This window comes from Pseudarthrobacter sp. L19, assembly GCF_050859435.1.
In the GTDB taxonomy this organism is placed as follows: domain Bacteria; phylum Actinomycetota; class Actinomycetes; order Actinomycetales; family Micrococcaceae; genus Arthrobacter.
Map to the genome: position 1 here is coordinate 1,851,478 of NZ_CP193935.1, position 14,619 is coordinate 1,866,096.

The following is a 14,619-nucleotide window of genomic DNA, read 5'->3' on the forward strand; positions in this document are numbered from 1 at the left end:
CTCCCAGTCGGGGAAGCGTAACACCGGCCCGGGGCCCGGACAAGGCCTCATCCCCGGCCGGATCCCGTATTCTCAAGGTGATGAGCGCACAGACCCACCACGGATCCCGGCCGGGAGCGGCCCGTCCCACTCCCACGCTTGAAGACCTGGCGACGGCGGCGGGCGTGTCCCGTTCCACCGCCTCGCGGGCGATCAACGGCGGGTCCCGGGTCAGCCCGGAGGCCAAGGCCGCCGTGGACGCCGCCGTGATCTCCCTGGGCTACACCCCGAACCGGGCGGCCCGCAGCCTGGTCACCCGCCGGACGTCCTCTATCGCGCTCGTCATCAACGAACCCGATGCCAGGGTCATGATGGACCCCTTCTTTGCCGCGGTCATCACCGGGGTGACCGAGGCGCTGCGGGAGACGGACATGCAGCTGGTCCTGCTGATGTCCCGGGCGGGCGGGGACCCGTCCCGGACGGTCCGCTACCTCCGCGGCGGCCACGTCGACGGCGCCATCGTCGTCTCGCACCACAAGACGGACGGCTGGACGGAGGAGCTGGCGGCCTCCGGGCTGCCCACCGTCTTCATCGGCCGGCCCTGGGACACCGGCCTGGGCATCCACTACGTCGACGTGGACAGCTTCGAGGGCGCCCGACAGGCGGCGCTGCACCTGGCCTCCACCGGGCGCCGCCGGCTGGCCACCATCACCGGTCCGCTGGACATGACCGCCGCTGCGGACCGGCTCGAGGGCTGGCGGGCGGGCCTCAAGGATGCCGGGCTGCCGGCCGGGCCCGAGGAGCCGGGCGACTTCACGGCGGCCGGCGGCACCGAGGCCGCCGCCCGGCTGCTGGCCCGCGACGGCGGCATCGACGGTATCTTCGCCGCGTCCGACCTGATGGCCCGCGGTGCCATCACTGCCCTGCAGGCGGCCGGCCGCACGGTGCCCGGCGACGTCGCCGTCGTCGGCTTTGACGACCACCTGTCCGGGCCGGGGGAACTGCCCCTGACCACGGTCAACCAGCCCACCGTGGACATGGCCGCGCAGGCCGGGCGCCTGCTGCTGGCCGACATCGAGAACCCCGGGGCCGGCCGCGAGCCGTTGATCTTCCCGGCACGCCTGGTGGTCCGGGCCAGCACGGAGCCGGCCGCCCTCTAGGCCGTTCCCCGGACGGTGCCGGGTTCAGACCTTGCGGTCCAGCAGCAGGTTGGTGATCCGCAGCGTGCAGAGCCGCTCGCCGGCGGCGTTGCTGATGACCACCGCGTGGGTGGTGACGGTGCCGCCCAGGTGGATCGGCGTCGCGGTGATGGTGACCAGGCCCTCCCGGGCGGACTTGTGGTGGGTGGCGGAGACGTCGACGCCGACGGCCGTCTTGCCCAGCGTGCTGGCGTGCTTCACCGCGGCCCAGGAACCGACGGCCTCGCCCACGGCCAGCGAGGCGCCGCCGTGCAGGAGCCCGAACGACTGCCGGTTGCCCTCCACGGGCATGGTGGCCACCACGCGCTGAACCGATTCCTCGACGATCTTCACGCCCATCTTCTCGTCGAGCTCGCCGAGGGTGATCTTCCAGGGCTCGTTGGCGCCGGGCTGGGTGGTCATCGGGTCTCCTCAGGGTCGGGACGGGGTGGGGCGGAACCGGAACAGGACCGGGGCGGGGCCGCAATGGTCCCGCGGTACTAGTGTGCCGCAGGCCTCAGTCATGTACTGTGGTCATATTACCGAACGGCCGGTCAGTAATGTTCCGGACGTGCTGCTCTTGCCCCGCGTTGGAAGGACCCGTCAACGATGACCACCACTGCAACAGCCCCCGCATCCGCCGTGGATACCGCCGAAATCGTCCCCAGCTTCGTCCGGGGTTCCTGGTGGACGCCGGCCGCAGCGGCCGCCGCCTCCGCCGCCCCGGTCCTGGACGCCAGCACGGGGGAGCTGCTCGCCAGGGTCAGCACCGAGGGCCTGGACCTCGCCGCCGTCGTCGACTACGGCCGCGCCACCGGGCAGGCGGAACTGGGCAAGCTGACCTTCCACCAGCGCGCCCTCAAACTCAAGGAACTCGCGCAGTACCTCAACGGCCGCCGCGACGAGTTCTACGCCCTCTCCGCCCAGACCGGCGCCACCAAGGTCGACTCCATGATCGACATCGACGGCGGCATCGGGGTGCTCTTCACCTTCGGTTCCAAGGGCCGCCGCGAACTGCCCAACTCCCAGGTGGTGGTCGACGGGCCGATGGAGATCCTGTCCAAGGACGGCTCCTTCGCCGGCGAGCACATCTACACGCGGATCCCCGGCGTCGCGGTCCAGATCAACGCCTTCAACTTCCCCGTCTGGGGCATGCTGGAGAAGCTCGCCCCGGCCTTCATCGCCGGCGTGCCCACCATCGTCAAGCCCGCGACCCCCACCGGCTACGTCGCCGCGGCCGTGGTGAAGGCGATCGACGAGTCAGGCATCCTGCCCGAGGGCTCGCTGCAGCTGGTGTCCGGCTCCGTCCGCACCCTGCTGGACCACCTCGACTACCGCGACGTGGTCGCCTTCACCGGCTCGGCGTCCACCGCCAACACGCTGAAGTCCCACCCCAACGTGGTCAAGGGCGGCGTCCGCTTCACCTCCGAGACGGACTCGCTCAACGCCGCCATCCTCGGCCCGGACGCCGTCAAGGGCACGCCCGAATTCGATGCCTTCGTCAAGTCCCTGGTCACCGAGATGACCGCCAAGGCCGGCCAGAAGTGCACCTCGATCCGCCGCGCGATCGTGCCGCAGGAGCTTGTCGCGGACGTCGCCGCCGCGGTGGGGGAGCGGATCAACGAACGCGTCGTGTTGGGCGACCCGCGTGCTGAGGGCGTCACCATGGGTGCCCTCGCCTCCCTCGAGCAGCTCGCCGACGTGCGCGCCGCCGTCCAGTCCATGCTCGACGCCGGCAGCGAGCTCGCCTACGGCTCCCTCGATGCCCCGAAGGTCACCAGCGCGGACGGGAGCGTCGGCGTCGTCGAAGGGGGCGCCTTCATGTCGCCGGTGCTGCTGCGCTGGGCCGACCCGGAGGCCGAGGAGATCCACTCGCTGGAGGCCTTCGGCCCGGTCTCGTCCGTGATCGGTTACAGCGATATCGCCGACGCCGTCCGCCTCGCCGCCCGCGGCGGCGGCTCCCTGGTCGCCTCCGTCTGCACCAACGACCCCGACGTGGCCCGCGAACTGGTCACCGGCATCGCCGCGCACCACGGCCGTGTCCTGATGCTCAACCGCGAGGATGCCCGCAGCTCCACCGGCCACGGTTCCCCGGTCCCGCACCTGGTCCACGGCGGCCCCGGCCGGGCCGGCGGCGGCGAGGAACTCGGCGGCATCCGCTCGGTCATGCACCACATGCAGCGCACCGCCATCCAGGGCTCGCCCAACATGCTCACCGCCGTCACCGGCGTCTGGCACACCGGCGCGGACCGGAACTTCACGGTCGAGACCGAGGGACTACACCCGTTCCGCAAGCCGCTGGCCACCCTGCGCATCGGCGACGCGGTCCGTTCCGGGCTGCGAGAGGTGACGCTGGAGGAGATCACGAAGTTCGCCAACTCCACCGGCGACACGTTCTACGCCCACACCAACCAGGAAGCGGCGGAAGCCAACCCGTTCTTCCCCGGCATCGTGGCGCACGGTTACCTGCTGCTCTCCTGGGGTGCCGGGCTGTTCGTGGAACCCGCCCCGGGCCCGGTGCTGGCCAACTACGGCCTGGAGAACCTGCGCTTCATCACGCCGGTGGCCGCCGGGGACTCCATCCGGGTCACCCTCACGGCCAAGAAGATCACCCCGCGCGAGACCGACGAATACGGCGAGGTGGCCTGGGACGCCGTCCTGACCAACCAGAACGACGAGATCGTGGCCACCTACGACGTCCTCACCCTCGTCGAGAAGTAGCCCCACCCCTGTCGGCGCCCCCTCGGATGTGACGCCTTCCCAACGGACGCCCCCTCACGATGTGAGGGGGCGTCCGTCGTGGGGCGCCCGGCGGTGAGGGGAGGGGGCGAAGTGCCCGTCCCTCCGCCCCGTCTCCGGCGTAACATCGTGCCCGTAGGAGGTGGCGTCATGTCCCTGGTACTCAACAAAGCCACAACCATCCTGCCCGTCGATGACGCGGCGCGTGCCCGGCACTTCTACGCGGACACCCTCGGGCTCCCGCACCGCGGCGTGGCAGCGGACGGAAGCGAAATCTTCGGTTCGGACGGCGGACCGCTGCTGCAGCTCATGCCGGTCACGGACGGAAAGCACTCCGAGCACACGGCCCTGAGCTTTGAGGTCAGCGGCATCGAACGCACGGTTCAGGACATGGAAGCCCGGGGCGTCACGTTCCAGGACTACGACCTGCCCGGACTCAAAACCGAGAACCACATCTGCACCACGGACTCCGAGAAGTGCGCCTGGTTCATGGACACCGAGCACAACGTTCTCTGCATCCACGAGAACCTGCCCGGCCCGGCCGACTACCAGCTCTGAGCGGGCCGACTTCGGTGCGGGCAAACGCTGGCGGGACGGCGGGGAGTGGTGCGCGCATGACGCAGTCGACTCCCCGGCCGGCAGGCGACTCCCGCAGCCGGCGTCGTGTCTGGTCCCCACCACCCGCACCGGCAAGGTGGCCCTGATGCTGGCTTACCTCGCGGTGCTGTCGCCCTTCTGGACTCTGGTGGGTTTGGGTCAGGCTGTGTTCGTGGCGGGAGCTTCCGACGACGTGGTGGTCGCCATGTTGGCCTGCTCCGTGGCCGCGCTCTGGGCCGCCATCTTGCTGGCGAAGGAGCGGTCCCTCCTGGTCGCTGCCTTTACCGTGATCCTGTCCGCGGCCTTGATGCGCCTCATCTGGTGGATCGTGACCGCCCGGGGCGGAGCCGTCCTGTGACGACGGCGGCCAAGCCGGGCGGACGTCCGAGGACTTGGTGGCCAACCACGCGCACCGGGAGGGTGGCCCTCGCCGTCGACGTCGTGATGCTCGGATTTCCGCTCTGGCTGTTCCCGTCGTGGTATCTGGTGACGTACCTCGCCGGCGCCGGGACCCTCTTCGAATCGCCCCGGGCGGTGTTTGCCAACAGCGTGTTCCAGGCCGCCGTCGTGGCCGTCGCCGTGCTCACCAACCTTGCGGCACTGGTCCTGGCGAGGGACCGCTCCGTGGTGCTGGTCATGGCGGTGATCCCGCTGTCCGGGGTGCTGGCCTACATGGGCTGGGTGGCGGCCGTCCGCGGGTTCCCGGGGATCGTTCCCGGCTAGGGCCTCCGCCGAGGGGCTAGTCCGGCACGTGGAGGCCGTGGAAGGCCATGGTGATGACGTCGTCGGCGAGCTTCTCGGGGAGAGGGAGCCGCCGGGTTTGTACCACTCGACGATCGAGTTGATGGTGCCGAAGAGCAGGCGGGTGACGGTCCGCGGGTCGATGTCCTGGCGGAGCGAGCCCTCGTCGCGGGCGGCGGAAATCAGTGCGGCGACCTTGTGATCGAAGGTGCGGCGGCGGGCCAGGGCGTCCCGTTCGATCTCGGTGTTGCCGCGCAGCCGCAGCAGGAGGGTGACGAACGGCAGCCGTTCCACCAGCACCGAGATGGTCTCGCGGAGCACGAACTCCAGCCGGGCGTCCGCGGAACCGGTCTGCGCCTCGGGCCGGTCCAGGATGGCCTCGAGGCCGCCCAGGGCGTGGTCGAGCGCGAGCTTCAGCAGATCGCCCTTGGAGGGGACGTGGTGGTAGATCGCGGACTTGGAGATGCCCAGGTTCTCGGCGAGGATGCCCATCGACGTGGCGTCGTAGCCGTGACGATTGAAGACGTCGACGGCGATCATCAGCACGGACTGCTGGTCGTAGCCGGGCCGGCCGCGCTTGGTGGTAGCTGAAGTGGGCATACTCGCTAGTTTCTCATGACGGGTCGGCCCGGCAGCCGCGCCGGGGTGCGACGCGGCTGCCGGGCCGGAACGGTTCGGGCGGTTCTCAGCCCTTGGGGCGCATGTCGTAGATCCGGCGGAGCTTGCCGTTGGAGCGCTCCAGGGAGCCGGGCTCGACGACGTCGACGGCGCAGGAGGAGCCGACGTGGATTTTGATCTGCTGCTGCAGCACCTTCGCCGCCGTCGCGCTGCTCTCCACCGAGACGGCGTCGCGCCGCTCGATCTTGACCGTCAGCTGGTCCATCCGCTGGCCCTCGGGACGGGTCAGTTCCAGCTGGAAGTGCGGGCTGAGCTCAGGGATCCGCAGCGCGATTTCCTCAATCTGGGAGGGGAAGAGGTTCACGCCGCGCAGGATGATCATGTCGTCGCTGCGGCCGGTGATCCGGCCCATGCGGCGGTGCGCCGGGCGCGCCGTGCCGGGCAGCAGCCGGGTGAGGTCCTTGGTGCGGTATCGGATGATCGGCAGGGCCTGCTTGGTCAGCGAGGTGAACACCAGTTCGCCGTGCTGGCCGTCGCCCAGCACGGACTCGACGCCGACGGCCGGGTTGAACGGGTCGATGATCTCGGGCCGGAAGTGGTCCTCCCAGATGTGGCTGCCGTCCTGGGTCTCGACGGCCTCGCCGGCGACGCCGGGGCCCATGACCTCGGAGAGGCCGTAGATGTCGCAGGCCTTGAGGTTCATGGTGACCTCGAGTTCGTGCCGCATCTCCTCGGTCCACGGCTCGGCCCCGAGCACCGCGTACTTCAGCGAGGTGGAGGCCGGGTCGATGCCCTGCTTGATCATGGCGTCGGCGATCGTCAGCAGGTAGGTGGGGGTGGCGAGGATGGCGTCCGGCTCGAAGTCCTGGATGAGCTGGATCTGGCGTTCGGTCTGGCCGCCGGAGATCGGGATGACCGTGCAGCCCAGGGCCTCGGCGCCGGCGTGGGCGCCCATGCCGCCGGTGAAGAGGCCGTAACCGTAGGCGTTATGGACCTTCATGCCCGGCCGGACGCCGGAGGCGCGGAGCGAGCGGGCCACGAGCTTGGCCCAGTCGGCGAGGTCCTGCTTGGTGTAGCCAACCACCGTGGCGCGGCCGGTGGTGCCGGAGCTGGCGTGGATCCGGGCCACCTCGTTCTGCGGCACCGCGAACATGCCGAACGGGTACTCCAGGCGGAGGTCTTCCTTCGTGGTGAACGGGAACTTCCCCAGGTCCGAAAGCTCGCGCAGGTCGGTCGGGTGCACCCCGGACTCGTCGAACTTCCGCTTGTACAGCGGGACCCGGTCGTAGGCGTAGGCCACGGTGTGCTGGAGCCGGGAGAGCTGGAGGGCCTCGAGCTCGTCGCGGGAGATGGTTTCTTCGCGGTCCAGGACGGCGTCGCTGGTGGCGAGGGCGGATTCAGCGGTGGGGGTGGTCATCTGCGTCCTACGTTTCTATTTCTTGGAGATGGTGCGGCTGCGGCCGCGGAACTCGGCGATGAGTTCTCCCGCGCCGGCGGGGGTGGAGGGGGATTCTGCGGTGAGGTCGACTGCGTCGGGGTCGGCGGCGTAGATCTGGACGTCGTAGATGCCGCTGCGGCCGGTGCTGGCGCGGCGGTTGGCGACGGCGGTGAGGACCTGGCCGCGGTAGGCGGACTTGATGAAGTTGATGTCGACGCCGGAGGCCACCGTCATGGTCCCAGTGTCATCCCCGGCTCCGCCGGGTGCGGGTGCGGCGGGGTTGCAGGCCAAGGCGAAGGCGGTGTCCCCGAAGGCGAAGATCATCCCGCCGTGGGCCATCCCGAAACCGTTGAGCATTTCCTGACGCAGCGGCATCCGCAGCGTGGCGTGGCCGTCGGCGAGTTCGAGGACTTCAATGCCCATCCACTCGGAGGCATAGTCGTTGTTCAGGAGCGGGTGGGTCTTCCCCGGGATTGTCAGTTCAGCCATGCGTCGTTGCCTCCAGCTTTATTTACCGAATGTTCATTAGGTAATCCCATCGCGGCCCCCGCTGTCAAGGGGTGTAAGTATGCTGGGACACATGGCCAAGGAAATCTACGTCAGCGCAACCACGCCGGGATCCGGCAAGTCCCTCGTCGCCCTGGGCCTCGCGGACACGCTGCACCGGCACGCGGACCGCATCGGCTTCTTCAAACCCGTGGTCCACGGCCACGCTGACGTCGACCCCATGGTGTCGCTGATGAAGGCACGCTTCGACCTCGACGACGCCAGGTGCCGGAGCGGGCTGACGTTCGAGGAGGTCCGCAGCCTTCTCGCCGAGGGCAAGCGCGAGGAGATCGACTCCCGCTGCGTCGAAATCTTCGCCGAGATGGGCCGGCACTGCGACGTGATCATCATCGAGGGCACGGACCTCACCGGCCAGGACGCCGCCGTCGAATTCGACCTGAATGCCCGGCTCGCCAACAACCTGTCCGCACCCGTCGTCGCCGTCGTGGGGGCCAAGGGCCGCACCGTCGCGGAGACCGCCGACGCCGTCGAGGTGGCCCGCAAGGAGCTCATCGCCGAGCGCTGCACGCTGCTGGCGATCATGGTCAACCGCGCCGAACCGGAGGACCTGGAGGGGATCGCGGCCGCGGTCCGGCCCGGCGCGTCCGGCCGCCCGGTCTACGTCTTCCCGGAACTGGAGGACATCGCCCGGCCCACCACCGGCGAGGTGGCCTCCGCCCTCGGCATCGGCCAGGTGGCGGGCCTGCCTGACCTGGAGCGGGACGTGCACTCGGTCAAGGTGGCGGCCATGAACGTGGCCAACTTCCTGCACGTGCTCGACGACGGCGCCCTGGTGATCGTCCCGGGCGACCGCGCCGACGTGCTGGTTGCCTGCCTGGCGTCCTCCTTCTCGCCGGAATTCCCGGTCCCGTCCGCGCTCATCCTCACCGGCGGACTGGCCCCCGACCCCACCATCTACTCGCTGCTGGCGCAGGCGCCGTTCCCGATTTTCGCCGCCCCGGATGACACCTATGTGACCGCCAAGCGCGTCTCCGAGGTCCGCAGCGAGATCTGGTCCGGGCACCGCCGGAAGGTGGCCTCTGCGCTGGGCCTGTGGTCCAAGCAGGTGGACGAGTCCGAGCTGCTGGAGCGGCTGCACCTGCCCCGGCCGGAGCGGATGACGCCGCTGCGGTTCCTGCATGACCTGATCGAGCGGGCCCGCTCCCAGCGCCGCCACATCGTGCTGCCCGAGGGCAAGGACGTGCGGATCCTGCGGGCCGCGGAGATCCTGCACCGCCGCGACGTCTGCGACCTGACGGTGCTGGGCCGCGAGGCCGAGGTCCGCGAGCTCGCCGCCACCCAGGGCATCGACCTGGCCGGGATCAACATCGTGGACCCGGCCACCTCGGAGCTGCGCCAGGGCTTCGCGGAGAAGTACGCCGAGCTGCGCGCGCACAAGGGAGTGGACCTGGCGAAGGCGCTGGAGGTGATGCAGGACGAAAGCTACTTCGGCACCATGATGGTGCAGCTGGGCGTGGTTGATGGCATGGTCTCCGGCGCCGCCCACACCACGGCGCACACCATCCGGCCGGCGCTGGAGTTCGTGAAGACCCGCGAGGGCGTCAAGATCGTCTCCTCGGTGTTCCTGATGCTGATGCCGGACCGGGTCCTGGTCTACGGCGACTGCGCGGTCAACCCGGAACCCAATGTCGAACAGCTCGCGGACATTGCCCTCGCCTCGGCCGAGACCGCCGCCCAGTTCGGCGTCGAACCGCGGGTGGCCATGCTGTCCTACTCCACCGGCGGCTCCGGCTCCGGGGAGGCGGTAGAGGCCGTCCGCAAGGCCACCGAGCTGGTCCGCGCCCGCCGCCCGGACCTGGCCGTCGAAGGCCCCATCCAGTACGACGCCGCCGTCGACGCCTCGATCGCGGCCTCGAAGATGCCGGACTCCACCGTGGCCGGCCAGGCGACGGTGTTCATCTTCCCGGACCTGAACACCGGCAACAACACGTACAAGGCGGTGCAGCAGTCCTCCGGGGCGGTCGCCGTCGGGCCCGTCCTGCAGGGCCTGCGCAAACCGGTCAACGATCTCTCGCGCGGCTGCACGGTGGACGACATCCTGAACACCGTCGCGATCACCGCCATCCAGGCCCAGTCCGTGCCGGCAGCCACACCACACGAAGTGCCCCAGCCCGCTCCGTCCATCGACGCCCAGGCCTAGGAGGCCCCCGTGCTCGTGCTCGTCATCAACTCCGGTTCGTCCTCACTGAAGTACCAGGTCCGTGACGTGGAGGCCGGCAGTGTCCTGGCCGAGGGGCTGGTGGAACGGATCGGCATGGGCAACGGCGGTGGCGGCGACGGCGCCGTCGAGGGCCCCCGGGACCATGCCGAGGCGCTGGAACTGGTCGACGGTGCCATCCACGAGGCGCTGGGGGACCGGGCCCTGGACGCCGTGGGCCACCGCGTGGTGCACGGCGGCGAGCGGTTCGCCGAGCCGGAGCTGATCAACAACGAGATCACCCGTGCCATCGAGCGGCTCAACCCGCTGGCGCCGCTGCACAACCCGGCCAATGTCCTGGGCATCCGGGCCATCGCCAAGAAGTGGCCGGACCTGCCGCAGGTGGCCGTGTTCGACACCGCCTTCCACCGCACCCTGCCCGAGCACGCCTGGCGCTACGCGGTACCGGATGAGCTGTACACCAACCACGGCATCCGGCGGTACGGCTTCCACGGCACCTCGCACGAGTACGTTGCGCACCGGGCCGCGGCCCTGCTGGACGTGCCGGTGGAGGAGTTCGACGCCGTGATCGCCCACCTGGGCAACGGCGCTTCCGTCACCGCGATCCACGGCGGAAAATCGATCGACACGTCAATGGGGTTCACGCCGCTCGAGGGGCTGGTGATGGGCACCCGCTCAGGCGACCTTGACCCCTCGATCCTGGTTTTCCTTGGCCGCGCCGGCTGGTCCGCCGAGGACATCGACTCCATGCTCAACCGACAGTCCGGCCTCAAGGGCCTGGCCGGGAACAACGACATGCGCTCCGTGGTCGAGGCCGCGGAAGCCGGAGACGCGAAGGCCGCCATGGCACTGGCGGTGGCCTCCTACCGGCTGGCCAAGTACATCGGCGGCTACCACGTGGCCGTCGGCGGGGCGAAGGCGCTGGTCTTCACCGCCGGGATCGGAGAGAACTCCCACCAGTTCCGGAACCTCGTAGCCGAACGGCTCGGCGCGCTGGGCATCGAACTGGACACCGCACTGAACCGGGAACGCTCGAAGGAGCCGCGGGTGATCTCGACGCCGGAGTCCGCCATCCCGGTGCTGGTAGTCCCCACGGACGAGGAACGCGCCATCGCCGAGGCGACCGCCGCCGTCGTATCCGCTTCCCGCTAGGTCAGCAGACGTTTCTTAGCTGGCCGCGCGCCGCCGACTTGCCAACAATGGCCGCTATGAGACTTCCATAGCGGCCATTGTTGGCAAACGGGCCCGATCGCAGCGGTTCCCTAAGGCATGGGTGCCGCGGTTCCGGTTGGGGCCGGGGCGGGTGTTACCACGGCCGGACCCGACGCGGATGCGCCGGGCGCCGGGAGGGTGCCGGTTGTCTGACCGGAGCCGTCCGTGGAGGCGCCGACAGCGCCGTCCGCGGTCGGGGATGCCGTCGGAGCGGCAGGGGCAACGGTCTCACCGCTTGCCGGGGTTGTCGCCGACGTCCCTGGGCCGGTACTCGCGGTGGGTGAGGGCGTTGCCGTGGCGCCGGGAGAGGCGGACGACGACGCCGAACTGGTAGCCGTTGCACCGCGCGGCTTGGCGCTGGGGTCGGACTGGACCACGTCCATGATCTGCTTCTTGAACCCCTCCAGCGTCCCCTGGATCTCCGAGAGCGGCACGTTCTGCAGGTTCCGGCCATAGTCGGCGATCTGCTGCCAGAGCGCGTTCAGTTTGGCCATGCCGTCGGCGCTCAGCGGTCCGTCCAGGGTCAGGACCAACTGGTTTGCGAGGGCATAGGTGAGGCAGCGGACGCAGTTGTAGTTCGCGGCGGTGGAGAGGTTCTGCGGCACCACGACGTCGGCCTGCCCCACAACCAGGACCACCTGGAATCCCACCGCCACGGCCGCGCAGTCCTTACAGCTCGCGAACGCGTAGGCCTCATTGGTGTTCAGGACGTCCGCGCCGTCGTCGGCCCACACCAAAGCGAAGGCGACGTCGTAGACGACAGATCCGTCCGTGGTGTTCACGGCGAGGGCCTGATTCCCGCCGTCGTCGGGGGCGGCCGGCTTATCGAAGGGGAAGACCCACGACGGCGCCGCCGCCCCGGACTGGCCGGAGCCGGGAGCCGTCGCAGCATTCCGCGGGACCAGCACCATGCTCAGTTGCGGCTCTTCCCGGGTGGGCTTGCGGGCGCCCTGGGGCCAGAGCGCCACGGTCCGCCCCGCCTGGCCCTGCTTCAGGTCGAGGCCGGCGGCGGTGGGGAAGATGGCGGTGGTGGCGTCGGTCAGCGTCCCGCGCTCGTACGGCTGGACGGGTCGGTAGGTCCCTCCGGCGGGCCACCATGCCCAGGCGAGGCCCGCTCCGAGGGCGGCGACCGCGGCGAGGGCAACCCCGCGCTGCCAGGCCTTGCCCCGGGTTTTCTGCCACAGCCCGGTGACGAGCTGCCGCCCCAACCGCACCAGGATGTAGAAGATGCCGGCCACGGGCAGCGCGATGCAGATCAGGGCCAGGACCCGCACAGCGGCGTCCGTGAGGTCGCCGGTGGACAGGCTGTGGGCGAGGGCGGCCTGCTGTTTGCTGCCGTTGTCCCAGGCGGTGCCCACGACGCGGGGAAGCGTGAGGACCATGGTGGCCAGGCTGAAGAGCAGCAACGGCACGGTGACCAGGACCCAGATGGTGACGACGGCGCGGGCCCAGGGCTTGAGCAGCTGTGCCTGCGGGTCGGTCTTGCGCCACGGAATCAGCGCCAGGAGGGTGGGCTTGATCCGCTGGAAGAGGTCCGGCACGCCGGTGGCGTCCGCAAGGATGTGATAGCCGTCGAAGCGGACCATGGGCATGAGCTGGCGGACCATCTGCAGGATCTGGGTGACTACCACCAGGAGCAGGGCGTCGAAGCCGGTGGCCCACCAGATGCCCATGATGGCCACCGCGACGATGGCGTTGAAGTAGAGGCCGCCGAGGTCGGTGCGGATCCGGCCGGCCCGTCCCAGCCGGTAGGAATCGGTGACGTCCGTGTAGAAGGCCGGCCACATCAGGTACAGCCCGGTGCCCATGGCCCCGGGCGTGGCGCCGCCGCGGCGGGCGGCGGCCGCGTGGCCGAACTCGTGGAAGCCGGCGGACAGGACGGTGACCACGAAGATCAGCAGCACCAGCCCCGGGTTGGCGAAGGCCTCGTGCGTGGCCGAGGCCAGGCCCTTGACCATGAGGACCCACCAACAGATCGCCAGGAAGGCAACGGTCACCGCCACGACGATCAGCGGGTTGAACAGGGCGGCGAACGGTGCCGTGATCTTCCGGGTGCGTTCGGGATCCGTGACCGAATAGCGGAACTTCATGCCCAGCAGCGGGTTGGCCTTGCGGACCTCCGGCTGCGAGCCGTCCGCCAGGCGCAACAGTCCCAGCGGCAGCAGTTGCTGGTCGACCAAGGTCCGCACGTTCGCGGCGCTGACCTGCTTGCCGAAGGCCGTACCGGCGTGCCGGGCGATCTCCTCCAGCCCGCGGCGGCCGTCGGCGGCCTCGAGCACCAGGTAGAGCAGCCGCGTGAGCTGGATGGTCTGGCCGTCGGCCCGCCGGACCAGGGAGGGGGCCTGCTTGTAGCCGGAGCCCTTGGTCTCGCCCAGAAGCTGGACCCCGTCGGCCAACGCCGGCGGCGGGAGAGTGCCGGTGGGAGCGGCGGGGCCGGTGGCAGTAGCCGGCGGGCCGTCCTGTGTGGACGGCCCGCCTTGCACGCTAGTCATTGACTGGTTACTGCTTCAGGGTGGACTGCTGCTCGGCCCCGGAGGTGGCGTTGCCGTGGATGTCCTGGTTGATGATGGCGTCCTGGTGCGCGACGGCGAAGGCCTGGCTGTCGATCGAGCCGATGTTGGCGCCGACGGCGGCGTCGATCGGGGCGGCGACGTTGGCGTTGGCAGCCACCGCACCGTTGATCGGTGCGGCGATGCCGGCGTTAGCGTCCAGGTTGACGTTGACGTTGAGCAGGTTGCCGTTGAGGGCGCCGGCTGCTCCGGCGGTGGTGGCGCCGAGGTCCGGGTTGGTTCCGGCCGGGACGACACCGCCGGGGAGGACACCGTCGGTGGTTCCGGCCGGGACGGTCGCCGCCGCGCCGGCCGCGGTCGGATCCGTGGTCGCGGGGGCGGTGGTGGCCGGCGTGGTTCCCGTGCCGTCCGTTGGGGTTGCGGTGCCCTGGTCGATGCCGCTGTCCTGGACGGAATGCGCGGTGGCGTCGCCGGTAATGCCCTGGTTGATGAGGGTGCCCTGATCGGCCAGCGCCTGGGACTCGGAGCCGAAGGAGAGGACGTTGGCGGAGGCGGCGGCGTCGATTGGGGCGGCGACGTTGGCGTTGGCCGCGACGCCGAGGTCGATCGGGGCCGCGGCGCTGATGCCGAGGTTGAGGTCGGCATTGAGGTCCAGGACGGAGGCGACTTCCTTGTCCGGCAGCGGGGTGGCACCCTCGGCCATCAGTTCTTCGTCGGACAGTCCGTTGGCGGCAGATTCCATGCTCACGAGTGGCTCCAGTTTCCGGCGCCGGTTCTGCTGCCCCCAGCGGGCAGCGCCCCCAAGGCGCCTAGCGACGCTCAATAGTAAGCATGGTTAGCAAATAACGCACCACCCCGCGCGCTTAATTAGCGGCAACCCGG

General features: G+C 70.0%; 12 protein-coding genes and 1 pseudogene. 7 read left to right on the plus strand and 6 right to left on the minus strand.

Translation table 11 applies throughout. From position 1 onward, the window contains the following. Positions 1–80: 80 nt before the first annotated feature. Complete coding sequence (locus ACRQ5B_RS08815) at positions 81–1,139, plus strand: LacI family DNA-binding transcriptional regulator (protein ID WP_432393303.1); 1,059 nt, start codon at positions 81–83, stop codon at positions 1,137–1,139. Positions 1,140–1,163: 24 nt separating this feature from the next. Here ACRQ5B_RS08815 and ACRQ5B_RS08820 read toward each other — a convergent pair whose 3' ends face one another. Continuing rightward, on the minus strand, positions 1,164–1,580 hold the full coding sequence (locus ACRQ5B_RS08820; protein ID WP_432393305.1) for a PaaI family thioesterase: 417 nt from the start codon (positions 1,578–1,580) through the stop codon (positions 1,164–1,166). Positions 1,581–1,766: 186 nt separating this feature from the next. On the opposite strand from ACRQ5B_RS08820, the gene paaZ reads away from it, so the two are divergent. The 4 genes from paaZ to ACRQ5B_RS08840 all read left to right on the plus strand — a co-directional run bounded on the left by paaZ (position 1,767) and on the right by ACRQ5B_RS08840 (position 5,216). Next, entirely contained in the window at positions 1,767–3,878 is a 2,112-nt protein-coding gene (gene paaZ / locus ACRQ5B_RS08825) for a phenylacetic acid degradation bifunctional protein PaaZ (RefSeq protein WP_432393307.1), read from the plus strand. Positions 3,879–4,046: 168 nt separating this feature from the next. Beyond that, a complete protein-coding gene (locus ACRQ5B_RS08830; protein WP_290256090.1) occupies positions 4,047–4,454 on the plus strand; it encodes a VOC family protein in 408 nt (135 codons plus the stop codon). A 145-nt stretch (positions 4,455–4,599) separates the two neighbouring features. Next, positions 4,600–4,851: a hypothetical protein gene (locus ACRQ5B_RS08835; RefSeq protein WP_432393309.1), complete on the plus strand. Its 252-nt coding sequence runs from the start codon at positions 4,600–4,602 to the stop codon at positions 4,849–4,851. A gap of 62 nt (positions 4,852–4,913) precedes the next feature. Then, on the plus strand, positions 4,914–5,216 hold the full coding sequence (locus ACRQ5B_RS08840; RefSeq protein ID WP_432393311.1) for a hypothetical protein: 303 nt from the start codon (positions 4,914–4,916) through the stop codon (positions 5,214–5,216). Positions 5,217–5,232: 16 nt separating this feature from the next. Here ACRQ5B_RS08840 and ACRQ5B_RS08845 read toward each other — a convergent pair. The 3 genes and pseudogenes from ACRQ5B_RS08845 to ACRQ5B_RS08855 all read right to left on the minus strand — a co-directional run bounded on the left by ACRQ5B_RS08845 (position 5,233) and on the right by ACRQ5B_RS08855 (position 7,779). Next, positions 5,233–5,834 (minus strand): annotated as a pseudogene (locus ACRQ5B_RS08845) (TetR/AcrR family transcriptional regulator). Between the two features lie 85 nt (positions 5,835–5,919). Then, the gene (paaK, locus tag ACRQ5B_RS08850; protein WP_432393313.1) at positions 5,920–7,269 is read right to left on the minus strand and encodes a phenylacetate--CoA ligase PaaK; all 1,350 of its coding nucleotides are present in this window, start codon (positions 7,267–7,269) and stop codon (positions 5,920–5,922) included. A 15-nt stretch (positions 7,270–7,284) separates the two neighbouring features. After that, the gene (locus ACRQ5B_RS08855; RefSeq protein WP_432393315.1) at positions 7,285–7,779 is read right to left on the minus strand and encodes a hotdog fold thioesterase; all 495 of its coding nucleotides are present in this window, start codon (positions 7,777–7,779) and stop codon (positions 7,285–7,287) included. 91 nt (positions 7,780–7,870) lie between these two features. Here ACRQ5B_RS08855 and pta point away from each other — a divergent pair, with 91 nt between their 5' ends. Together pta and ACRQ5B_RS08865 are read left to right on the plus strand one after the other, a co-directional pair. Further along, the gene (gene pta, locus ACRQ5B_RS08860) at positions 7,871–9,997 is read left to right on the plus strand and encodes a phosphate acetyltransferase (protein WP_432398728.1); all 2,127 of its coding nucleotides are present in this window, start codon (positions 7,871–7,873) and stop codon (positions 9,995–9,997) included. 9 nt (positions 9,998–10,006) lie between these two features. Next, on the plus strand, positions 10,007–11,167 hold the full coding sequence (locus tag ACRQ5B_RS08865) for an acetate kinase (RefSeq protein ID WP_432393317.1): 1,161 nt from the start codon (positions 10,007–10,009) through the stop codon (positions 11,165–11,167). A 110-nt stretch (positions 11,168–11,277) separates the two neighbouring features. Here ACRQ5B_RS08865 and ACRQ5B_RS08870 read toward each other — a convergent pair whose 3' ends face one another. Beyond that, a complete protein-coding gene (locus tag ACRQ5B_RS08870) occupies positions 11,278–13,719 on the minus strand; it encodes a hypothetical protein (protein ID WP_432393318.1) in 2,442 nt (813 codons plus the stop codon). A gap of 7 nt (positions 13,720–13,726) precedes the next feature. Continuing rightward, positions 13,727–14,479 carry a peptidoglycan-binding protein gene (locus ACRQ5B_RS08875; RefSeq protein WP_432398729.1) on the minus strand — a complete coding sequence of 251 codons (753 nt, stop codon included), beginning with the start codon at positions 14,477–14,479 and terminating at the stop codon, positions 13,727–13,729. Between the last annotated feature and the right edge of the window lie 140 nt (positions 14,480–14,619).